Source organism: Acinetobacter sp. WC-743 (genome assembly GCF_000335555.1).
GTDB classification, from domain to species: domain Bacteria; phylum Pseudomonadota; class Gammaproteobacteria; order Pseudomonadales; family Moraxellaceae; genus Acinetobacter; species Acinetobacter bereziniae.
Genome location: NZ_AMFQ01000117.1, coordinates 1 through 22,939, shown reverse-complemented (window position 1 = coordinate 22,939; position 22,939 = coordinate 1). Strand labels below are relative to the sequence as shown.

The 22,939-nt window shown below is 39.6% G+C and carries 19 protein-coding genes and 1 pseudogene; 10 read left to right on the top strand and 10 right to left on the bottom strand.

The features are described 5' to 3' along the window. Positions 1 to 60: 60 nt before the first annotated feature. Together paaG and ACINWC743_RS17855 are read right to left on the bottom strand one after the other, a co-directional pair. Positions 61 to 849 (bottom strand): 2-(1,2-epoxy-1,2-dihydrophenyl)acetyl-CoA isomerase PaaG, encoded by a 789-nt coding sequence (paaG, locus tag ACINWC743_RS17860; RefSeq protein WP_009586435.1) that lies wholly within the window; start codon positions 847 to 849, stop codon positions 61 to 63. Positions 850 to 888: 39 nt separating this feature from the next. Continuing rightward, positions 889 to 2,691, bottom strand: a complete 1,803-nt coding sequence (locus ACINWC743_RS17855; protein WP_009586430.1) for an acyl-CoA dehydrogenase C-terminal domain-containing protein — start codon at positions 2,689 to 2,691, stop codon at positions 889 to 891. A 313-nt stretch (positions 2,692 to 3,004) separates the two neighbouring features. Between ACINWC743_RS17855 and ACINWC743_RS17850 the strand changes: the two genes are divergently transcribed. Further along, complete coding sequence (locus ACINWC743_RS17850) at positions 3,005 to 3,454, top strand: PaaI family thioesterase (protein ID WP_085947563.1); 450 nt, start codon at positions 3,005 to 3,007, stop codon at positions 3,452 to 3,454. 51 nt (positions 3,455 to 3,505) lie between these two features. Here the strand turns inward: ACINWC743_RS17850 and ACINWC743_RS17845 are convergent, their stop codons facing one another. From ACINWC743_RS17845 to ACINWC743_RS17820, 6 genes are read right to left on the bottom strand one after another with little or no spacing between them, the layout of a single operon-like run. Further along, a complete protein-coding gene (locus ACINWC743_RS17845; protein WP_009586436.1) occupies positions 3,506 to 4,714 on the bottom strand; it encodes an MFS transporter in 1,209 nt (402 codons plus the stop codon). Between the two features lie 20 nt (positions 4,715 to 4,734). Continuing rightward, on the bottom strand, positions 4,735 to 6,051 hold the full coding sequence (gene dcaP / locus ACINWC743_RS17840; RefSeq protein WP_009586427.1) for an outer membrane trimeric porin-like protein DcaP: 1,317 nt from the start codon (positions 6,049 to 6,051) through the stop codon (positions 4,735 to 4,737). A 39-nt stretch (positions 6,052 to 6,090) separates the two neighbouring features. Further along, positions 6,091 to 6,744: a 3-oxoacid CoA-transferase subunit B gene (locus ACINWC743_RS17835; RefSeq protein WP_009586419.1), complete on the bottom strand. Its 654-nt coding sequence runs from the start codon at positions 6,742 to 6,744 to the stop codon at positions 6,091 to 6,093. After that, positions 6,744 to 7,412, bottom strand: a complete 669-nt coding sequence (locus tag ACINWC743_RS17830) for a 3-oxoacid CoA-transferase subunit A (protein WP_009586416.1) — start codon at positions 7,410 to 7,412, stop codon at positions 6,744 to 6,746. Before ACINWC743_RS17830 ends, ACINWC743_RS17835 begins: the two co-directional genes overlap by 1 nt. A gap of 46 nt (positions 7,413 to 7,458) precedes the next feature. Continuing rightward, on the bottom strand, positions 7,459 to 8,754 hold the full coding sequence (locus tag ACINWC743_RS17825) for an MFS transporter (RefSeq protein WP_199953835.1): 1,296 nt from the start codon (positions 8,752 to 8,754) through the stop codon (positions 7,459 to 7,461). A gap of 57 nt (positions 8,755 to 8,811) precedes the next feature. Continuing rightward, positions 8,812 to 9,966, bottom strand: a complete 1,155-nt coding sequence (locus tag ACINWC743_RS17820) for an acyl-CoA dehydrogenase family protein (RefSeq protein ID WP_009586424.1) — start codon at positions 9,964 to 9,966, stop codon at positions 8,812 to 8,814. A 402-nt stretch (positions 9,967 to 10,368) separates the two neighbouring features. On the opposite strand from ACINWC743_RS17820, the gene ACINWC743_RS17810 reads away from it, so the two are divergent. From ACINWC743_RS17810 to ACINWC743_RS17785, 6 genes and pseudogenes are all read left to right on the top strand, one after another. Next, the gene (locus tag ACINWC743_RS17810; protein ID WP_009586423.1) at positions 10,369 to 11,157 is read left to right on the top strand and encodes an enoyl-CoA hydratase; all 789 of its coding nucleotides are present in this window, start codon (positions 10,369 to 10,371) and stop codon (positions 11,155 to 11,157) included. A 29-nt stretch (positions 11,158 to 11,186) separates the two neighbouring features. Continuing rightward, a complete protein-coding gene (locus ACINWC743_RS17805; RefSeq protein WP_009586421.1) occupies positions 11,187 to 11,948 on the top strand; it encodes an SDR family oxidoreductase in 762 nt (253 codons plus the stop codon). Between the two features lie 57 nt (positions 11,949 to 12,005). Then, entirely contained in the window at positions 12,006 to 13,529 is a 1,524-nt protein-coding gene (locus ACINWC743_RS17800; RefSeq protein WP_009586437.1) for a 3-hydroxyacyl-CoA dehydrogenase, read from the top strand. Between the two features lie 14 nt (positions 13,530 to 13,543). Next, the gene (locus ACINWC743_RS17795; RefSeq protein ID WP_009586414.1) at positions 13,544 to 14,749 is read left to right on the top strand and encodes a 3-oxoadipyl-CoA thiolase; all 1,206 of its coding nucleotides are present in this window, start codon (positions 13,544 to 13,546) and stop codon (positions 14,747 to 14,749) included. A gap of 105 nt (positions 14,750 to 14,854) precedes the next feature. Next, complete coding sequence (locus ACINWC743_RS17790; RefSeq protein ID WP_009586432.1) at positions 14,855 to 15,697, top strand: IclR family transcriptional regulator; 843 nt, start codon at positions 14,855 to 14,857, stop codon at positions 15,695 to 15,697. A 71-nt stretch (positions 15,698 to 15,768) separates the two neighbouring features. Then, a pseudogene (locus ACINWC743_RS17785) lies at positions 15,769 to 16,957 on the top strand (MFS transporter). Between the two features lie 38 nt (positions 16,958 to 16,995). Here the strand turns inward: ACINWC743_RS17785 and ACINWC743_RS17780 are convergent. Continuing rightward, on the bottom strand, positions 16,996 to 17,841 hold the full coding sequence (locus tag ACINWC743_RS17780; protein WP_004830750.1) for an IclR family transcriptional regulator: 846 nt from the start codon (positions 17,839 to 17,841) through the stop codon (positions 16,996 to 16,998). A gap of 170 nt (positions 17,842 to 18,011) precedes the next feature. Continuing rightward, complete coding sequence (locus tag ACINWC743_RS17775; RefSeq protein WP_009586433.1) at positions 18,012 to 19,229, bottom strand: CaiB/BaiF CoA transferase family protein; 1,218 nt, start codon at positions 19,227 to 19,229, stop codon at positions 18,012 to 18,014. Positions 19,230 to 19,561: 332 nt separating this feature from the next. On the opposite strand from ACINWC743_RS17775, the gene ACINWC743_RS17770 reads away from it, so the two are divergent. The 3 genes from ACINWC743_RS17770 to ACINWC743_RS17760 all read left to right on the top strand — a co-directional run. Beyond that, positions 19,562 to 20,713: an acyl-CoA dehydrogenase family protein gene (locus ACINWC743_RS17770; protein WP_009586434.1), complete on the top strand. Its 1,152-nt coding sequence runs from the start codon at positions 19,562 to 19,564 to the stop codon at positions 20,711 to 20,713. A gap of 61 nt (positions 20,714 to 20,774) precedes the next feature. Then, positions 20,775 to 22,025, top strand: a complete 1,251-nt coding sequence (locus ACINWC743_RS17765) for an MFS transporter (protein WP_009586420.1) — start codon at positions 20,775 to 20,777, stop codon at positions 22,023 to 22,025. A 161-nt stretch (positions 22,026 to 22,186) separates the two neighbouring features. Beyond that, a partial coding sequence (locus ACINWC743_RS17760; protein ID WP_035301386.1) for an NAD(P)/FAD-dependent oxidoreductase occupies positions 22,187 to 22,939 on the top strand: 753 nt, incomplete at its 3' end.

The following is a 22,939-nucleotide window of genomic DNA, read 5'->3' as shown; positions in this document are numbered from 1 at the left end:
ATTCAGCAGATGCTTAGCTCTATAAGTCTATCTTTACAAGTTGTTGATTACAGCATCCAATCAATTAAATTGGGGCTTTCTTTTTTCCATAAAAGCAGCCACACCTTCTTTATAATTGTCTGAATGTCCGGCAATACGCTGAAATTGACGTTCTAGTTGTAATTGATCCGCCAAAGTATTCTGTGGTGCATGATTCAATGCTTGTTTAATCAGTGAAATTGAACTGCTGGGTTGGTTTGCTAATCTTTCGGCAAGTTCAATGACATTCTGCTCGAAAGCTTCATCCTCATAAACCTCCCAAATCAAGCCCCAATTTAAAGCCTGCTGTGCAGATAATTGATCGCCTAACATCGCCAAACCTTTGGCTCTGGCTAATCCGACTAGATGGGGTAAATGCCAAGTTCCGCCTGCATCAGGAACCAACCCAACTTTGCAAAATGACTGTATGAACCTCGCTGACTGCTTGGCCACCACCATATCGCAGGACAAAGCTAGATTTGCACCTGCTCCAGCAGCTACCCCATTTACCGCAGCAATGACAGGTTTGGACATCTGAGTAATTTTTAAGATCAGAGGATTATAAAATTTTTCCAAGGCTGCGCCTGCATCATAGTCTGGAGCACTAATCACCTCTTTATTTCTTGTTGTTAAATCCTGTCCTGCACAAAATCCTTTACCTGCTCCTGAAATCACGATGGTGTGGATATCTTGACTAAAGGACCATTGGTCTAAAATTAAAATAATTTCTTGATGCATCTGTTCGTTAAAACTATTTAGTACTTCTGGTCGGTTTAAAGTTAAGTAACCTACTTTATTGTGCTGACGAACTAAAATATGTTGGAAATTCATTGATCTCTACCCATTCAAATATATATGACGTAATTTTGCTTAAAATGCAAAATCATCAGGATCGAGTTGCATAACGGCTTTCGCACCTGATTGGATCGAAGCAGCATGGCTTTTGGTACGATGAAGTAGTTTTTCAAAGAAAAATTGAGCAGTGGCTAATTTGGCACGATAAAATTTTTCTTCTTGTGTTCCATCATTTAACTTTTGCTCTGCGACTTGCGCCATACGAGCCCAAAGGTAAGCAAATACGACATAACTTGAAAAGTACAGATAATCGACTGACGCAGCACCAATTTCTTCTGGATTTTGCTGGGCTTGAACCGAGATATGCTGAGTGATGGACAACCATTGTTGTTTCAATTCAGTCAAAGTTGTTATATAGGTTATAAGTGCAGGATTTGATTGATGGGTTGCAATAAATTGATCAATCAGATCAATCATATTGTTTAACTGTTTTCCTTCAGACTTTAATACTTTGCGTGCCAATAAGTCTAAAGATTGAATCTCTGTTGTACCTTCATACAAAGTAGAAATACGTGCATCACGAGCAATTTGTTCCATGCCATGTTCGACAATAAATCCATGTCCACCAAAGATCTGTACACCATGTTTAGCAGACTCATTACCAGACTCGGTTAAAAAAGCTTTGGCAATAGGCGTCAATAAAGCCAGTAATTCATCTGAGTGTATCTTTTGCTCTGGATTGTGAGTGTTTTCAACAATATCGACATGTTGCGCTAAGAAATATGCCAGTGCACGCCCTCCTTCAGAAAATGCTTTTTGAGTCATTAACATTGAACGTACTGCAGGATGTACGATGATCGGATCCGCATTTTTTTCTGGGCATTTTGCACCAGTTAAAGCACGCATGGCTAAACGTTCCTTGGCGTAGTTTAAGGCACCTTGAAATGAAATTTCAGAAGCTGCAAGCCCTTGTACTGCCGTACCAATACGAGCGGTATTCATAAAGGTGAACATGCAATTCAGACCTCGGTTTTCTGGTCCAATTAAAAAACCTTTTGCACCATCAAAATTCAACACACAGGTTGCATTACCATGAATTCCCATTTTATGTTCAATCGCACTACAAACGACTTTATTTCGATCTTGAAGATTGCCAGAATCATCTACATTAAATTTGGGTACGATAAATAGTGAAATTCCTTTCGTTCCAGCGGGTGCTTGAGGAAGGCGAGCGAGGACGATATGGACAATGTTTTCTGCCAAATCATGTTCCCCAGCAGATATAAAGATTTTCTCGCCAGTAATGGCATAACTTCCATCCGCATTCGGTTCAGCTTTTGTGCGAATCAATCCCAAATCTGAGCCAGCATGTGACTCGGTTAGGCACATGGTTCCAGTCCAAATTCCACTGATCAATTTGGATAAGTAGATTTGTTTCTGTTGTTCTGTTCCATGATGCTCAATCGTACGCATTGCGCCATGCGATAAGCCTGGATACATTGCCCAAGCCCAATTCGCACCACATAACATTTCTGAAATTGCAATCCTTAATAACGTAGGTAAACCTTGTCCACCGTATTCAGGATCAGCTGTAAGTGAGGTAAATCCTAACGCTGTATATTTTTGATAAGCCTCTTTAAAGCCTTTCGGTGTTGTTACTTTGCCATGATCAAATAGGCAACCTTGCTGATCGCCATTTTGATTGATAGGTGCAAGTTCATTTTCACAAAAGTCTGCACCAGCCTGTAAATATTGGTTGATCAATTCACGACTCAGTTCATTCTGATCATTCAAAAATTGCTGATAAGTTTCTTCTGTATTCAACATTTCATGAAGTACAAACTGCATATCACGTAATGGTGCTTTATATAAAGGCATACGTTATTCCTTTTTCAATTGCGCTTCCTATGCTATAGGGAAAAGCGGTTTCCTTTGAATGAACTTTATTCTCGAATGTGTTAAAAATATCAAATAAATTTCATATTGCAAAATTTATTTTCATTATTTTGGTTTTAAATCAACTTTTTAACTAGCTGTATATTTTTAGACATCCATTAATTCATTGTATATAAATAGTTTATTTAAATTTTAAATTAAAATTACTTTAATGATATTATAAATTTAATTTTGTATTGCAAAATAATATTCCGTAAATTTGAAATTTATAGTATGTTAATGCTATCGCTTAACATTGCAAGGAAGATTTATGGATAGCCCTCAATACACTGGTCTTGAGTTCCTAACTGCTTTAAAGAATGGAGAAATTTCAGCATCTCCGATGGCACATACCATTCCGATGCAGTTAGTTGAAGTTGCTAAAGGAAAAGCAACGTATAAGGTTACGCCAAGTCAAGCACATCGAAATATACAAGGGACAATCCATGGTGGTTTTTGTGCAACCGCTTTAGATACAGCAACAGGAAGTGCCGCCCATACCTTACTTGAACATGGCGTTGGTTATGGCACGATAGACCTGAACGTAAAAATGATTCGCCCCATGCAAATAGATACAACCTATTATGCACAAGCAGAATTGATTAATGCAGGACGTAATATCATCACCACTGAAGGAAAAATTATCGATGAACATGGCAAAATTTATGCATTTGCAACAGCAACATTGATGGTCATACGTAAGTAAGGCTTTAAATAAATACCTTAAGTAGCATTTGCTTTAAGCTCCTGCGGGGGCTTAATTTTTGATCTGTTGTTTTTTTATCGTGTAAAAGTCTATCCGGTCTATTGCCAAGCTCACTAATGCCATAGTAAAGCCCAATATCACACATGCCACCCATCCCCAATGTTTCCAAGCATAAACCGCGACAAAAGAACCTAATGCAGCACCGCCAAAATACAAGGTCATATAAATAGAATTAATCCGAGAACGTGCCTGTGCCGAAATGCGATAGACCAAATTCTGATTGAGAACATGAAATGCAGATAAGCCAAAATAAGCTAAAATGACGCCAAATGCATAAGCAAATAAAGAGCGTTGTGCAAAAAATAGAGGAATCCATGCAATCAACAGCAACGACATACAAATGATAGAAACTTTATTCTCTAAGCCTTTGGCGATTTGTTTTCCAGCCCAAGGCGTTGCGAAAACTCCTGCTAAACCCACTATGCCAAATAAACCAATTTGAAAATCGTTAAAATAATAAGGTGCATTGGCAAGAATAAACGTCATGGTGGTAAAGATCAGCGCTAAAATACCAAAACCAATCCCACCCGCTATGCCACGGCGAATTAAATGCGGTTGGTCAACAGCCAAAGTAAATAATGAGCGATAAATCTGTAAAACAGTGAGTTGATGTGACTTTCGAGCAACAGGTAACTTGATCCACATTACCATAGCGAAAGCTAAAATGACGATGCCACTCAGTAAATATACGGCATGCCAAGACCATATGGTGGATAGTAGACCTGCGATTGATCTTGCCAATAGAATACCGAGGAACAACCCACTCATCAGTGTTCCAACCACCTGAGGGCTTTTTTTCGGACTAGCTAGACCTGCTGCAAAGGGAACCAACACTTGTGTGGTGATTGAGAAAAAGGTCGCCAAAAAGGTAAAGCTATACAATGTGTGTAAGGATTGACTGAAAGAGAGTCCAATTTGTGCAAAACCTGTGCAACACATTAGCAAACAAATGTAGCTCCGTTTTTCAAAAAAATCACCAAGTGGTACTAAAACGAATAGACCAACTGCATAAGAGAGTTGACCGATAACAATAGTGAATGCGACTCGTTCAACATGAACCTGCAAGGCGTTGGCAATAGAATAAATCAAAGGTTGATTATAATAGTTTGAACCTGCACAAATTCCACAAGCCATAGCCATGATGAAAATAAAGCTTTTTGACAAGATTTGTGTTGTTTCAGGTCGAACTACGCTTTGCATTGCCTTAACCTCACCTGTAGTTAAAATTTATACATCGACACAAAATTAATGCGAGACACATCCGCTGTTCTTCCATCAAACACTTCCCGTTTGCCTTGGTGATATTCCATGCCAATATCAATTTGTTCCGCAGGCGAATAGAACAGGTTTGCTGCATAATCTGTCAGACGTTTGTTTGCATCAGGGTTAAGTTTTGCATAGGCTGAATCATCATCAAAAGCAAAAATAGAGGCTGACAAATTGGCACGCCATTGTGGATTAAATTTATACGAATAGCCGACATTTAGACTATTGAGCTTATTCATCAGTAATTCATTTTTTTCTGTATTTAACGAAAAATCACCTGCTGCACTCAAGTTAGTCGCATTTGTTAAACCACTCTGGGTGGTGTAAGGCATGAATTTTTGATCACCTACAATATATTGATAATTGGCTTGGAGGGATTGTTGTGGTGTCAGTTGGTATTTTAATCCAGCACCGAGTCCCCAACTTACTTTCTTCACTGTATCTTTTGCGACATCGACAGACTTTTCATTGATAAAACCTTGAGCTAAAGCTGTCAAAGCTCCTTGTTTAACCGTATAGCGACTGGTCAATGTCGGGAATGCTGAAACTCGAGATCCTGTATATTCCAATGCAACTTTTAAATCACTATTTCCATTTACTTTCCAATCGTAACGCACTTGAGGCGTACGGGTATAGGATGTTCCCATAAATTGGGTATAGTCCACGGATTCTGTTCGAGTTTCCATATTTGACATCAATGACCAAGTTTGACCAAAGGTCCAGTCTTTATACGTAAAGAAGGCATGACGAATACGGAACTTACCATCACCTGTCCCCATATTTGAACTGTCAAAAAAATCTGCTTCAATATTTCCTGTAACAGCCTTATCTGGACTATTGAAATACACTCCTATTCGACTGGCATTGATCATGGCATCCGAACGAGCATGATCAGAACGTTTGTCACTTTCAAATGGGGTGCGGTTCAAACTATTTGTGGTTCTTCCCCCAGTGTCGGGTGAAGACTTGAAATCAACTGCTGCATCCAGTCGAGCAATCCCATAGACTTTGACATTATCTGTCCATGTCACCCACGAAGGTGCGATGGGTTTTGAGCTTTCACGGGTCTTATTTTTTTCTACATTTTCTTCAATTTTTGCTTGTTGGACCTGCAAATTATTTTGCGCACTTTTCTGGGCTTCCAGTTCTGCTTTCAGTTTTTGCAACTCAGCTTCTAATACATTAATTCGTTGTTCTGCTGTGTTCGGAGAATTTGCAAAAATAGTCCCTGAAGCCACAGCACAAGCTGTAGCCAAAATTAATTTTTTCATCTTTTAATCCTTAAAGAAGCGTTTTTCCATATGGGTCAATTAATTGACACGGGCATCTATCAGTGGGCAACCCGTTAGTGCTTGTAATTCATCAAAACTCAGCCCTTGAACAACTTCTGTGACATAAGCCTTGTGATCTTTCAGTTCGATAATGCATAAATCGGTGTATATACGATTGACACATTGTTCTCCAGTCATTGGATAGCTGAGTGTATTGACGATTTTTGCTTCGCCATGTTTGGTCACATGTTCCATATAGACATAAATTGATTTTGCACCCACCGCCAAATCCATCGCACCACCAACTGCTGGTACATCATCAACTTTTCCTGTATGCCAATTGGCAAGATCGCCATTCACCGCAACCTGAAATGCACCAATCACACAAATATCAAGATGACCACCACGCATAATGTCAAAGGAATCACCATGATGCATGAAACAGCCACCATCCAATAATGTGACTAACTCCTTTCCTGCATTGACTAAGTCTTGATCTTCTTCGCCTGCTTTTGGCGGTGGTCCAAAGGCCAAAACCCCATTTTCTGAATGCAGGAAGATTTCTTTATCTTGAGGTAAATACTTGGCCACATTGGTCGGTAAGCCAATACCTAAATTGACATAAGAACCTTCGGGAATATCCAAAGCAATCAATTGAGCGATATCTTCACGTGAACGTTTTTGAATTGACATTAGATATCTCCTACTTTAACGACATGCTGTACAAAAATTCCAGGGGTAATAATGCATTCAGGATCAAGACTACCTAACTCAACAGTATGATTGACTTGAACAATTGTCGTTTTTGCAGCCTTTGCCATGATCGGACCAAAGTTTCGTGCAGCTTTACGATAAGTTAAATTGCCCCAACGATCTGCTTGGTCTGCATAAATCAAAGCAAAATCAGCTTCTAGTGGATACTCAAGTACATAGTTTCGACCACGAATCGTTCTGGTTTCTTTACCTTCTGCGACTTTTGTGCCATAGCCTGTAGGCGTGAATATTGCACCAAGACCTGCACCTGCCGCCTGTATCCGACATGCTAAATTACCTTGAGGCACCAGTTCCAATTCAATTTTTCCTGAACGATATAAATCTTGAAAAACGCTAGAACCGGCTGACTTTGGAAAAGAGCAGATCATTTTTCTGACACAACCTGCAATGATAAGTTGGGTTAAACCACGATCACCAGAAGCAGCATTGTTATTCACGATGGTTAGCTCTTTTTTACCTAAATCAATCAAGGCTTCAATGAGTTCTGCTGGCTGACCTGTGACACCAAAACCACTGGTCATGATGGTTGCACCATCGGGAATTGCCTTTAAAATGGGTTCAATATCACTGGTGATTTTATTGATCATTTCCCTTGTCCCTGTATATGCTTGAATTCAACTGGCAGCTTAAACATCACTCTGCCTTTTGTGGATTAAATAGTCTGTCTTTGATAAATAACAATGGAATTACCCCACAGATAAAGTAAGCGCCTGCCATGACCAACAGCCCTAAGCCAATCGAACCATTTTGTGACAGAAAACCAATCGTGAGTGGTGAAAAAATCGAAAGCACTTTACCGATGTTATATGCACCGCCTACAGCGGAACCGCGGATGGAGGTAGGAAAACTTTCCGTCATATAAGTGGCATTAATGGCATACGGTATGCCGTATAAGAAACCAAAGAACAACATGAGCCATAGAATATTTGCTGGCGTATTCAGATAAACAATCACGGGAATAAACAGCGCAGTACCAATTGTTCCAAAGGCAAATACAGCACGGCGACCCAACTTATCGGCAATAATTCCTGCAATGATCTTAGCGAACATCATGATTAAGAAAGTACCCACCATATACATGGCCATTTCTTTAAACTTGATTCCTAGATCTGACTCTAAATAGGCAGGCAACCAATTACTTACGCCGTAGTAGCCAAATTGCAAAGCACCTGTACTGAGAATCCACAACACAAACATAGTGCCATGTTTTTTATCACGTAAGATTTCCCAATATGGATTTTGACGTTTAACCGTTTGTGTACTTTGAGGCGTAGCCAGCATTTTTAATTGGCGTGCTTTTTTCCATGACTCTGGCTCAGGAACAATAAAATGCATCAGTACAGATAATATAATCGGTGTTATAGCGAGCCAGTAAAGAAAGCGCCAACCATGTTCTGGAATAATATGACCTGCCAATAATGTGGCAAGTAAAGAACCGAGGGTATAACCCGTCATCAGTGTTGCTAAAACAGTTGAACGGTGTTTAGTTGGCACCATCTCAGACATTAAAATATTGCAAGCAATATAGAGTGCCCCCAAGCCCATTGCTCCAACTGTTCTCAAGATGGCAAATTGCATATAAGAATGGGTAAAACCCAATGCACAAGTGAGTACTGAAGAAAAAGCGATGAAAAATACAATAATTCTGACTCGACCAAACCGATCGCAAGCCCAACCGCCAATTAAACCGCCTACGGCTGAACCGAGTAGTGTTAAACTCCCCAATGTACCAGCTTGTACACCGGTCAGATGAAATTCAGTTTTTAAACTGGTCAAACTCAAGGCCAAAAAGCCTAAATCTGCGCCGTCGCATAACAATGTAAAAAATGCAAATATAAATGCAGTAATCCAAATCTTCTTAGGCGTTTGAATGGCTTCCCCAGCATCCAATTGACCACCATTATTTTGTGTAACAGTTTCCGTTGTCATGTCCATATCCTCAGAAAGAATATGAGGCATCCCCTGCCTCAAGCGATGTATGCTTTATTAAGTTGTTGCTTCCCGAATCATATTTTTTGCAATAATCAGTTGTTGAACCTGCGTAGTTCCTTCATATAAACGGAATAAACGTACATCACGATAAAAACGTTCAATTGCGTATTCGCTGATATAGCCTGCACCACCATGAATTTGCACACAGCGGTCTGCAACTCGACCGCACATTTCAGTGGCAAACATTTTGCTACAAGAGGCTTCTGTACTAATATTTTCACCACGATCACGGCGACGTGCAGCATCAAGGACCATGCATTTCGCTGCATAAATTTCTGCTTTTGAATCTGCAAGCATGGCTTGAATCAATTGAAAGTTGGCAATGGGTTGACCAAATTGTTTACGCTCAATGGCATAGTGCAATGCATCATTTAACATCCGTTCAGCGATGCCCACACTATAAGCACCAATATGTAAGCGCCCTTTGTCTAGGACTTTCATTGCAGTTTTAAAGCCTATACCTTCCACTCCACCGATTAAAGCAGATGCAGGAACCCGACAATTTTCAAAAATCACATCACAAGTATGAGAACCTTTTTGTCCCATCTTTTGATCAATTTTTCCTAAACTTATCCCCGGGGTATTGGCTTCGACTAAAAAAGCAGAAATACCATTTGCACCTTTGATTTCGGGGTTTGTCCGCGCCATAACTGTAAAAGTTGAAGCATGAGGAGCATTGGTAATAAAGCGTTTTGTGCCATTGAGAATATAAAAATCACCCTCTTTAACTGCACTGGTTTTTAAAGAGGCTGCATCTGAACCTGCTTCAGGTTCGGTCAAACAAAATGAACCAATAATTTCTCCACTGGCGTAGCGAGGAAGGTATTTTTGTTTTTGCTCTTCTGTACCATCGATTAAAATGGCACTTGAACCAATGCCATTATTGGTGCCAATGAGTGAGCGAAAAGCTGGAGAGGTTTGTCCAAGTGCAAATGCAACATTAACTTCTTCTTCCATGGTAATCCCTAAACCACCATATTGCTCTGGAATGGTGAGTCCAAATAAACCAAGCTCACGCATTTGTTGCACAATATCTTCTGGTATTTTGTCTTGTTCAGCCACTTCATGTTCACGTGGAATCAATTCATTTTTTACAAAATCACCAATTGTCGTCAGTAATTGCTGCAACATCCCTTCATCACGAATCATCTATGATCTCCCTTCTTGTATCTATTTTCTGTGTACTGCCCAACAACGATGTCCTGCATTGGGGCTAGATTTTTAATCTTATTGACTATGAATGTGTTTCATAATAAGAGATTAAATATGAATGTGTTTCATAATAAGAGATTAAATATGAATGTGTTTCATAATAAGAGATTAAATATGAATGTGTTTCATAATAAGAGATTAAAAATGAAAAATTCAAGCTTTTTTGAAAATTAATTTCGTTTAACGAAATTTTAAAAATAGCCATCATTAATTATCAATTACTTAGATAAATAATCAGCCACTTAAATTTTTACAGAGACAAATAATGCTTGAAATAAATTTCAAAATAAGCATTATTAAAGAAATATAGTTTTGATATGCGAAACAAGGAATTCATAAATGAGTGAAATCACAAGGAACAATTTCATCGAAGTTGATTATGGTTTTCAAAATATAGCAATCGTTAAGATCAATCGTCCAGAAGCTAAAAATGCGCTGAACACTGAAGTACGTAAACAACTGGCTCAAGTATTTACTGAATTAAGCTTCGACGATCAGATCCATGCCATTGTATTAACAGGCGGTGATGCGGTGTTTGCAGCGGGTGCTGACTTAAAAGAAATGGCAACGGCAACATCGACAGAAATGCTTTTGCGACATACAGAGCGTTATTGGAATGCCATTGCCCAATGCCCTAAACCTGTGATTGCTGCAGTAAATGGCTATGCATTAGGTGGTGGTTGTGAACTGGCAATGCATAGCGACATCATTATTGCCGGCAAAGGTGCAATTTTCGGGCAACCCGAAATTAAGGTGGGTTTGATGCCAGGCGCTGGTGGTACACAACGCTTATTCCGTGCTGTAGGTAAGTTTCATGCGATGCGAATGATTATGACGGGTGCAATGGTAAAGGCGGAAGAAGCTTATATTATTGGATTGGTTTCTCAAGTGACTGAAGATGATCAAACCATTCCCACTGCGATTCAAATGGCTCAAAGTCTCGCAAAAATGCCACCAATTGCCCTGCAACAAATTAAAGAAGTTGCATTGATGAGCGAAGATGTTCCTTTAAATGTGGGGCTAAGCTTAGAGCGCAAGTCATTCCAATTACTGTTTTCGACTGAAGATAAAAATGAAGGTATTCAAGCTTTTATTGAAAAGCGTAAACCATCATACCAAGGCAAATAACCTTCACCGATCAACAACGTGGAATAAAAATGGCAAGAAAAGTATTGATTAGCGCGGGCGGTGCTGGAGTTGGGCGTCATATTGCAGAAGCATTTTTAAATCAACAAGATGATGTCTATGTTTGTGATATGAATGTAGACAGCTTAACTCAATTTCAGCAAGCGTATCCTAGCCTTCATATTTATCAGTGTGATCTATCGAAACATGATCAAATCAAAAACATGTTCAATGATGCGACAGAAAAACTGGGACATATCGACATATTGGTTAACAATACTGGGATTTCGGGTCCAACTGTAGCAGCAGAAGAACTGAGTTTTAATGATTGGAATACTGTATTGAACCTAAATTTAACCAGTACTTTTCTGCTTACCCAACTTGCTATCCCACTTTTAAAATGTTCTGAATCTGGTGTCATTATCAATATGTCTTCCATCGCTGGACGTTTAGGCTATCCCTATCGGTTAGCCTATTCAACATCAAAATGGGGGCTGATTGGCTTTACCAAGACATTGTCAATGGAACTTGGTCCAGACAATATTCGGGTAAATGCCATACTTCCTGGTGCTGTAGATGGTGAGCGTGTACAACGCGTGCTGCAAGCACGTGCGGATCTGACCAATAGCACCTTAGATGCTGTCACTCAAAATGCACTCAAGAACCAATCACTCAAATATTTTGTCAATCCTAAACACATTGCTGACTTATGCCTATTTTTAGCATCAGAAAGTGGTCGTTCGATTTCAGGACAAATTTTACCTATAGATGGTGATAAGCAATGTCTGAGTTAAAAACTCAAATTTTACGCGTTTTATTTTTGAATATAGATCAGTTATCAGGATGATCACATGACTTATGATATTAAAAGCTTGGCTGTAATCGGTGTGGGCATTATGGGCAGTGGTATTGCTCAGATCGCAGCACAATCAGGTCATACAACATATTTATATGACACAAAAGATGGCGCTGCGCTACAGGCTAAAGAAAAGCTTGCAGCAACATTTCAAAAATTAGTCGAAAAAAATAAAATCACTGTTGAACAAGCTGAAAGTGCCAACCAACATTTAATTGTTGCGCAACAACTTGAAGACTTAAAATCTTGCGATCTTATTGTAGAAGCGATCGTTGAACGTCTAGACATTAAGCAAGGTTTGATGCAGCAACTTGAACAAATCGTTTCAGATACCACCATATTAGCTTCAAATACCTCATCGCTGTCTATCACGGCAATTGCTGCAAACTGTAAACTGCCTGAACGTGTTGTCGGCTTTCATTTCTTTAATCCTGTTCCACTGATGAAAGTTGTCGAAGTTATCCAAGGGTTAAAAACAGATCAACAGATCATTGAAGCACTTTGCCAGTTGTCTCATGCATTTGGTCATCGCCCTGTAATTGCCAAAGATACTCCGGGATTTATCATTAACCATGCTGGGCGAGCATATGGAACAGAAGCATTAAAAATTTTAAATGAAAATGTCTCAGATATTAGTGAAATTGACCGCATTTTACGAGATGGTGTGGGTTTCAGAATGGGTCCCTTCGAGCTCATGGATTTAACTGGGCTTGATGTATCACATCCAGTAATGGAATCGATTTACCATCAATATTACGAAGAAGCACGCTATAAACCCAATCCTTTAACCAAACAAATGCTCGAAGCTAAACAACTTGGGCGAAAAGTCAAACAAGGTTTTTATGGGTATGCAACAGGTAGCAAAAGTGGTGAAAAACCAGCACAGTATGTCGAAGCTTTAACAAAGTATCCGAGCGTATGGATTGCAGCAGACTTTGCTGAGGATAAACAACTCATCGAGGATTATCTCATCCAGCACAATATTTCTTTGGATATGGGCGAACATCCACAGACGGAAAGTTTATGTCTAGTGGCTTGTTATGGTGAAGATACCACACAAACAATCAAACGGCTTCACTTAAACCCTGAGCATACAGTGGCAATCGACCTGCTATATGGTATCGAAAAACATCGAACACTGATGCCATCGTTACGAACAACATCTGAGTACCGTCAAGCTGCCCATTCCATCTTTAACTTAGATGGCGCAATGGTCAGTATGATCAATGAAAGTATTGGTTTTGTTGCACAACGTGTTTTAGCTCTGGTGATCAATCTGGGTTGTGATATTGCCCAGCAAAATATTGCATCAGTTGATGATATTAATGCTGCTGTTCGTTTAGGGCTCGGGTATCCATTTGGTCCAATTGAATGGGGGGATCAGATCGGGAGCGATAAAATCTTACTGATCCTCAATCGTATATCTGCCTTAACCTATGACCCACGTTATCGTCCTAGCCCATGGCTACAGCGTCGTGTCGCATTAAACTTACCACTTACTTTTAATTCTGATTATTGAAAAGGAAATTCTCTATGTTAAATGCTTATATTTATGACGGTCTACGTAGCCCAATTGGTCGACATGCAGGCGAACTTGCATCAGTGCGTCCCGATGATCTTGTTGCGATGGTTATGCAAAAACTTCTAGAAAAAACAGGTGTGCCTGGTGCAGACATAGAAGATGTCATTTTAGGAGATACCAATCAAGGTGGTGAAGACAGCCGCAATGTTGCCCGGAATGCCCTATTGCTTGCAGGTTTACCTGTAACGGTTGCTGGACAAACAGTCAACCGCTTATGTGCCAGTGGTTTAGGTGCTGTCATTGATTCAGCACGTGCGATTACCTGTGGTGAAGGTGACTTATATATTGCTGGAGGTGTAGAAAGTATGTCTCGTGCGCCTTTTGTGATGGCGAAAGCTGAAAGTGCTTATAGTCGTGATGTAAATATCTACGACACCACCATTGGTTCACGGTTCCCCAATAAAAAGCTGATTGCACAATATGGCGGACATTCTATGCCTGAAACGGGCGATAATGTTGCAGTTGAATTTGGCATTACTCGAGAACAGGCAGACCTATTTGCTGCTCAATCACAGGCAAAATATCAACAAGCCAAGCAAGATGGCTTTTTCAATGACGAAATTACTCCCATCGAAGTTTTTCAAGGAAAAAAATTACCTCCAAAATTGGTCACAGAGGATGAACACCCACGTCCGAGTTCTACACTAGAAGCTTTAAGCAAATTAAAACCGCTATTTGAAGGTGGTGTGGTCACAGCGGGTAATGCCTCTGGTATCAATGATGGTGCAGCAGCACTTCTTATAGGTTCAGAACTCGCAGGTCAAAAATATGGCTTAAAGCCAATGGCTAAAATTTTATCCGCGGCAGCGGCAGGCATTGAGCCACGTATTATGGGGGCTGGTCCAATCGAAGCCATCAAAAAAGCTGTAGCACGTGCAGGTCTTCGTTTAGATGATATGGATATTATTGAAATCAATGAAGCATTCGCTTCTCAAGTCTTATCTTGCTTAAAAGGTTTAGATATTGATTTTAATGACCCACGTGTGAACCCAAATGGCGGTGCAATTGCGATTGGTCATCCTTTGGGTGCTTCTGGTGCACGTCTCGCACTTACAGTGTCACGAGAACTGATTCGCCGTAATAAAAAATATGCGGTGGTGAGTCTATGTATTGGAGTGGGACAAGGCTTAGCAATGGTGATTGAAAACGTTGCTTAAGCATTAACGATTATCCATTCATCACAACAGCGCAGTGATGAATGGATTTATTTTGCATAGCGAAATATAATGGATAAACTGTTGTTTATTATATTTGAGTATCGAATGTCTCAGAATTCAGAACCTGAACAAACTATAAATTTTGATGAGATACGTCTAGATCCTATTTCTCATATTCATCGTGAAAATAACCCACAATTTATTGCATCTTTGGCACGCGGCTTAGAGCTGTTACGTTGTTTTTCGGCTAACCATCAAGTGTTGGGTAACCAAGAGTTGGCAAAAATGACCGGTTTACCCAAACCGACAATTGCACGGATTACCAACACGCTTGTGTCTTTAGGTTATTTAAAACAACTGCCCAACTCAACTAAATACACTTTAGACATTGGTGTCTTGTCTTTGGGTTATGCTGCCTTGTCCAATATTTCGATTCGTAATATTGCGCATCGCTATATGGAAGAATTGAGTCAATATGTTCAAGCATCTGTTGCAATGGCGACACGTGATCGCTTAAACATGGTTTATATTGATGTAGTACAAATTGAAACAGCGTTAAATATGCGCCGTCCGATTGGTTCAACCTTGCCCCTCCACAGCAGTTCTATGGGAAGAGCATGTTTAGCGGCAACACCTGAACGTGAACGTAATTTCTTACTCGATGCGCTGAAACAAAAAAATCCTGAAAACTGGCCTGCAATTAAACGCTCTCTTGAACGTGCTTTTCGAGATTACCAAGATTATGGATATTGTCTTTCTTTAGGTGAATGGCATAAAGAAGTCAATTCTGTTGCTGTGCCTTTAGTGAGTTCTCAACATGGTCTTTATGTCTTTAACTGTGGCGCACCTAGTTTTCATTTAAATCCGGAAAAACTTGAAGGTGAAATTGGACCTCATTTAATTCATATGGTGCATAACATTCAAGATGCATTGAATGAAACACACTGATCAGCTGATTTGAAAGAAGTTCAGAGATCATATGAATAAATGATTCAATTTCATGCTAGCAAACAAAAGGCATGATGAAAAACACACTCTATACCCCGACCATTATTTTAATGGCAATTGCAGCAGGCATCTGTACGGGCGGGAATTACTTTAGCCAACCACTGATTCACTCAATGAGTGTGAGTTTAAATTTATCGGATACCACAACGGCTTGGGTGCCAACTTTGGCACAAATTACTTACGCTTGTGGCTTACTGTTTTTGATGCCTTTAGGTGATATTCTTGAAAAGCGTAAGCTGCTTTTTATCTTTATGTTGCTTGCTGCATTCGGACTGATTATTAGCGGCTTTTCTCACAATATTTATCTGTTGATGTTTGGCACAATCATTACAGGGCTATTCTCGAGTTCAGCCCAACTATTGTTACCGCTTGCAGCGAGTCTGGTTCCTGTTCAGCAAAGCGGGCGTGTTGTTGGATTTTTACTCAGTGGTTTGATGATGGGCGTGTTATTGGCACGTTCAATTTCTGGACTGATCTCTACACTTTTTGGATGGCATGTGATCTATTTGATCAGTGGATTTTTACTACTAATTATCGCGATTATTTTAAATCGCAATATTGGTCGATTCCCTCCAACCCAATCTGAAAACTATTTAAAAACCATTCATTCCTTGCCAAAGATCTTTTTTCAGAATCGTCGACTAAGAATAAGAACCTATATTGGTGGATTAACTTTTGCCTGTGTCAGTTTGACCTTTACCACAATGTCACTATTGCTGGCTCCAGCACCATATTTTTTGAGTGATTTCACGATTGGATTATTTGGTTTTGTTGGTATTTTAGGCACATTTGTGGCGAATTTCTCAGGTAAATTTATTGATCAAGGCTACATTCATAAAATATCAATCACTTGTGGTTTCGGGCTAATCCTCAGTTGGTTATTATTTTTATTATTGGATTTTCATTTCATCTTTTATATTTTTGCCCTCCTCATCCTTTATGCCTCACTTTCTGCTGTTCATGTCACCAATCAAAGCATTGTGTTTAAACTCAACCAAGAGTTACGATCACGTTTTAATGCAATCTATATGACGGGATATTTTGCAGGTGGTGCATTAGGCACGACGACAGGCAGTTATGCTTGGAAACATTTTGGCTGGATAGGTGTGTGTAGCTTAGGCTTGGTATTCGCCATTTTATGTTTATATTGTTGTATTTCAGATGCAAAAAAACCAGCATAATTTATGCTGGTTTTTTTAAATTTGTCTGGATCAATAAATCAGCTATATACGCTGTATTTAACTAATCTCAGTACGAATATTATTCACCATATGTAATAAACGTGGCGCAATATCTTCTTCCAGTTTTTCACGATTCATTATAAAGCTTGGACCACCACAGTTAAATACCAATAAGCCATGTTGTTCATGAATCAAAGGGACAGCTACAGAGTTGACATCTTTATGCCACTCCCCAATGGAAAAGCAATAACCAAAATCTTGATAATCTTTAAATGCTTTGTCTAAATCACGATTGATTTTAATCCAGTCTTCTTTATGTTTACGACGGATTGCATCCAGCAAAAATTCTCTTTCATCTTCAGGCATCGCTGCAAGACACGCACGCCCCATCGAGCTTAAATGAATTGGCAAATAGGTTCCAACTTGACGTCGCATGGTCATATTGCCTTTCCCTTGAACCACATCCAAATAAATCATATTCAAACGATCACGTGTCGCCATTGCAACAGCAGCACCTGCGTAATCCGCTAAATTTTTCATATAAGGATGTGCAATATTACGGATGGACACATTGGAAAGCATTGAATATCCGAATGCCAAAACACCAACAGAGAGTTGGAATTTACTCGAATTTGGCACTTGTTTGATATAGCCCAAGCGTGACAAAGTATGGGTTAAGCGAGTAATTGTCGGTTTAGGTAAACCTGTCATTTGTGAGAGTTCTTGATTACCTAAATGTTGATGTTTTGGCGTAAAACAACGCAATAACTCTAAACCACGTCCTAAGGCAGTGATAAATTGACGATCATTTTCATCCTGCATATCTTCTATAGGATGCAATAGCTCATGGCGCAAAGGCGCTAATAATTTTTCTGTTTGTTCTGCATCAAAGGCATCAGTCATGGTTATAACACTTCATCTATTTGTTTCGCACTGCGAAAATTATAATCTATTTTTTCTATAAATACACTTTAAAATAAATAATGCATAAAGGTGGATGTGAAAAGTCTAATTTTTCTGATGATTGCGAAACTTAATCATCATAGCCCTTTCACATCAATGGATTAAAACTCTTAACCAATCACACCTTGAGCTTTTAATTCTGCAAATTTCTCATCTGAAATAATACGACCTAAGATTGTTTGTGTATGCTCTCCCAATAAAGGTGGTGCATTTCGATACTCTACAGGTGTCCGAGAAAGTTTGATGGGAGAACCAACGACTGTCATTTTTTCACGAAGTGGATGTGGCATTTCTACCAACATTTCTCGTGCAATCACTTGAGGTTCATTAAAAGCTTGTTCGAGATTATTAATCACCCCAACAGGCACTTTGGCTGCATAAATTGCATTTACCCATTCATCAGCAGTCTTGGTTAAAAAATGCTTGGATAAAATATCAATCACTTCCTCACGATGTTTGATTCGACTCGCATTACGGCTAAAGCGAGGATCGTTGGGTAAATCAGCTAAACCAATACTGTTACATAGTTGAATGAATTGGCTGTCATTACCACAAGCAATAATGAATTCTCGATCTGAAGCTTTAAATAACTGGTAAGGCACAATATTGGCATGTGCATTGCCATAACGCTCAGGAATTTTTCCTGAGGAAAGATAGTTCATTCCTTGGTTTGCCATCGTAGCGATTTGCACATCAAGTAAAGCCATATCTATATATTGACCTAAACCTGTTACATGACGGTTGAGTAAGGCTGCCTGTATGGCAATGGTTGAATATAATCCAGTGGATAAATCAGAAAACGCTACCCCCACTTTTTGAGGACCACCGCCGGGTAAATCATCCTTTTCACCTGTGATGGACATCAGACCGCCCATACCTTGGATGATAAAATCATAACCCGGTTCTTCTGCTCTTGGTCCATTTTGTCCAAAACCAGTGATTGAGCAATAGACCAGTCTTGGGTTGATTTCAGATAAAGTGGCATAATCTAAGCCATACTTTTTTAAAGAGCCTGTTTTATAGTTTTCAATAACCACATCCGTATCTTGGATGAGTGCTTTGATAAGCGCTTGCCCTTCTGGATTTGCAATATCAATCGCAACAGAAAGCTTATTTCGATTGGTCGACTGATAATAAGCAGCTTCACGTGTGTCCTGCCCTGCATCATCTTTCATCCAAGGTGGTCCCCAAGAACGGGTATCATCACCCAACTTTGGTCTTTCAACCTTAATAACTTCTGCACCTAGATCAGCAAGAATCTGTCCACACCACGGTCCAGCCAGTACTCGACTTAAATCAAGTACACGAATTCCATTTAAAGCGCCCATGTCTATTCCACGTTCGATTTGTTTAATTTCCTACAGAAAAACTTATCCAGTATAAGTTTCGCATAGCGATATGTATTTTTAATATACATGCAAGTATGCAAAAATCAATCAAAATATTTTTCCTAGTTGATAATAATGTGTTTTTAAATAAACATAGATCAATAAAATCAAATAATTATAATATTTTAAACAAAATACAATATATCGCATTGCGAAATTAATTTTCAAAATATATTGTTTTATGCAATTCCATTGATTAATATCGAAACGAAATGCAGGGTTGTGCCCGCATTAGATTGATGTTTTAAGTAAGTTGTATAAAGGACAAGACTATGATTCGAGATCAGGAAACACTTAACCAACTGGTAGATATGATTCGACAGTTTGTAGATGGTGTATTGATTCCTCATGAGAATGAAGTCGCAGAAACAGATCAGATTCCTCAAAAAATTATTGAACAAATGCGAACTTTAGGTTTATTTGGTCTCACGATTCCTGAGCAATATGATGGTCTTGGACTGACTATGGAAGAGGAAGTGACGATTGCATTTGAACTTGGTCGTACTTCCCCTGCTTTTCGTTCCTTGATCGGTACCAATAACGGCATCGGTTCAAGCGGTTTAATCATTGATGGGACCGAAACACAAAAATCATTTTTCTTACCTCGTCTAGCACGTGGAGAGCTAATCAGCTCATTTTGTCTCACAGAACCAGATGCTGGTTCAGATGCAGCTTCGCTCAAGACGACTGCCATTAAGGATGGTGATTTCTATATCTTAAATGGTACTAAACGCTTTATAACCAACGCACCACATGCAGGTGTATTCACAGTCATGGCGCGTACTAACCCTGAGATAAAAGGTTCTGGTGGAATCTCAGCGTTTATTGTGGATAGCACAACAGCAGGAATCTCTTTGGGTAAACAGGATCAAAAAATGGGACAAAAAGGTGCGCACACCTGTGATGTCATTTTTGAAAACTGTCGGATTCCTGCCTCTGCACTGATCGGTGGTGTCGAAGGCGTCGGCTTTAAAACAGCAATGAAAGTTCTAGATAAAGGGCGCTTACATATTGCTGCAATTAGTGTAGGTGCCGCTATCCGTATGTTGGATGATGCGCTCAAGTTTGCGATTGAACGTAAACAGTTTGGTCAAGCGATTGCAGAATTTCAATTGATTCAAGCCATGCTTGCTGACTCTAAAGCTGAAATTTATGCTGCCAAATGTATGGTCATAGATGCAGCTAGACAACGTGATGCTGGACAAAATGTCAGTTCAGAAGCTTCATGCGCCAAAATGTTTGCGACTGAAATGTGTGGTCGTGTCGCAGATCGATGTGTACAGATTCACGGGGGTTCAGGTTATATCAGCGAATATGCGATTGAACGTTTTTATCGAGATGTGCGTTTATTCCGTCTTTATGAAGGAACAACTCAGATTCAGCAAATGATTATTGCCCGAAACATGATTCGTGCTGTGTCTTAATTAATTCTTCGGCACTTTAAAACGAATTAAAGTGTCATATATCAAATGTAGGTAATGGATTATGGCTACAAACTACACCACCTCTATCTCCCCAATACAACCCCACACTTGGAAAATTGCATTTATTTTTGCATTCTTGGCTTTGTTGGTCGATGGCGCTGATCTCATGCTGCTGTCTTATAGCTTAAACAGTATTAAAGCAGATTTTGGCTTAAGCTCAGTTCAAGCAGGAATGCTCGGTAGTTTTACGTTGGCGGGTATGGCTGTAGGGGGAATATTTGGAGGATGGGCATGTGATAAATATGGTCGAGTGCGTATTGTAGTACTTTCGATCCTAACTTTTTCACTCCTGACATGCGGATTAGGCTTTACCCAAAGTTTCCTAGAGTTTGGCTTACTGCGCTTTTTTGCTTCACTGGGTTTGGGTTCACTTTATATTGCCTGTAATACTTTAATGGCTGAATATGTACCGACGCGTTACCGTACAACTGTCTTAGGTACATTACAGGCAGGTTGGACAGTCGGTTATATCGTTGCAACTTTGCTTGCTGGTTGGATTATCCCAGATCATGGTTGGCGCATGTTGTTTTACGTTGCCATTGTCCCTGTATTGATTGCGATTTTGATGCACGTACTTGTGCCAGAACCTTTAGCATGGCAAGAGTCTCGCCTTAAACAGCCAGTCGTTACTCAGAATGTTGAAAAAACCTCTGCTTTCCAATTGATTTTTAAAGATAAGCGTAATCGTAATATGTTTATTTTATGGGCATTAACAGCAGGTTTCTTGCAGTTTGGTTATTATGGGGTCAATAACTGGATGCCATCCTATTTAGAAAGTGAATTAGGAATGAAGTTCAAGGAAATGACCGCATATATGGTCGGTACTTATACTGCCATGATTCTTGGTAAAGTCCTTGCAGGGATGATGGCTGACAAATTGGGGCGCCGTTTTACCTATGCATTTGGCGCAATTGGTACCGCAATTTTTCTTCCTTTGATTGTTTTTTACAATTCACCCAGCAATATCTTATATTTATTGGTTGCTTTTGGATTCTTATATGGTATTCCATATGGTGTAAATGCAACATATATGACTGAAAGTTTCCCTACAGCGATTCGTGGTACAGCAATTGGTGGTGCTTATAATGTGGGTCGACTTGGTGCTGCACTTGCGCCTGCAACGATCGGATTCTTGGCATCTGGTGGTTCTATTGGTTTGGGTTTTGTGGTTATGGGAGCTGCGTATTTAATTTGTGGTGTTATTCCTGCGCTGTTTATCAAAGAAAAATTATATGATCCACAAAAATCCTAAATTTTAAAATTTAACGACCGTGAAGCCAGCTTAATTTTGCTGGCTTTTTGTTGGTATCTTTTTGGATTTATTTATAAAATTGAGTTTTTTGTCGAGCTCTTTCATTTGATATTTTTATTAAAATAATTTAAAATACCGCTAAGCGAAATGGAATTTCTTTTATGAATAATATACAACGCGAATCGATGGAGTTTGACGTCGTGATCGTAGGTGCAGGTCCTGCGGGTCTTTCTGCTGCGATTAAAATTCGTCAATTGGCTATTGAAAACAACCTTTCAGACCTTTCTGTCTGTGTGGTTGAAAAAGGCTCTGAAGTTGGTGCGCATATCCTTTCTGGTGCTGTACTTGAACCTCGTGCAATCAATGAACTTTTCCCTGACTGGAAAGAACAAGGCGCACCTTTAAATGTGCCTGTGACTGAGGACAAGACTTACTTCCTCATGTCTGCTGAAAAGTCTCAAGAAGCACCGCATTGGATGGTTCCTAAAACCATGCACAACGATGGCAACTATGTCATTTCATTGGGTAATGTTGTTCGTTGGTTGGGTCAAAAGGCTGAGGAATTAGAAGTTTCTATTTTCCCGGGCTTTGCTGCTTCAGAAATTCTTTATCATGAAGATGGTTCTGTAAAAGGGATTCAAACTGGTGATATGGGCGTTGGTAAAGATGGTGAACCGACGCATAACTTCACGCCTGGTTATGAACTTCACGCCAAATATACGATTTTTGCAGAAGGTTGCCGTGGACATCTCGGTAAACGTTTAATTGCAAAATACAACTTAGATCAAGATGCCGATCCGCAACACTACGGTATCGGGATTAAAGAGCTTTGGGAAATCGACCCTGCAAAACATAAACCAGGTTTGGTGATGCATGGTTCAGGTTGGCCACTTGCTGAAACTGGTTCTTCAGGT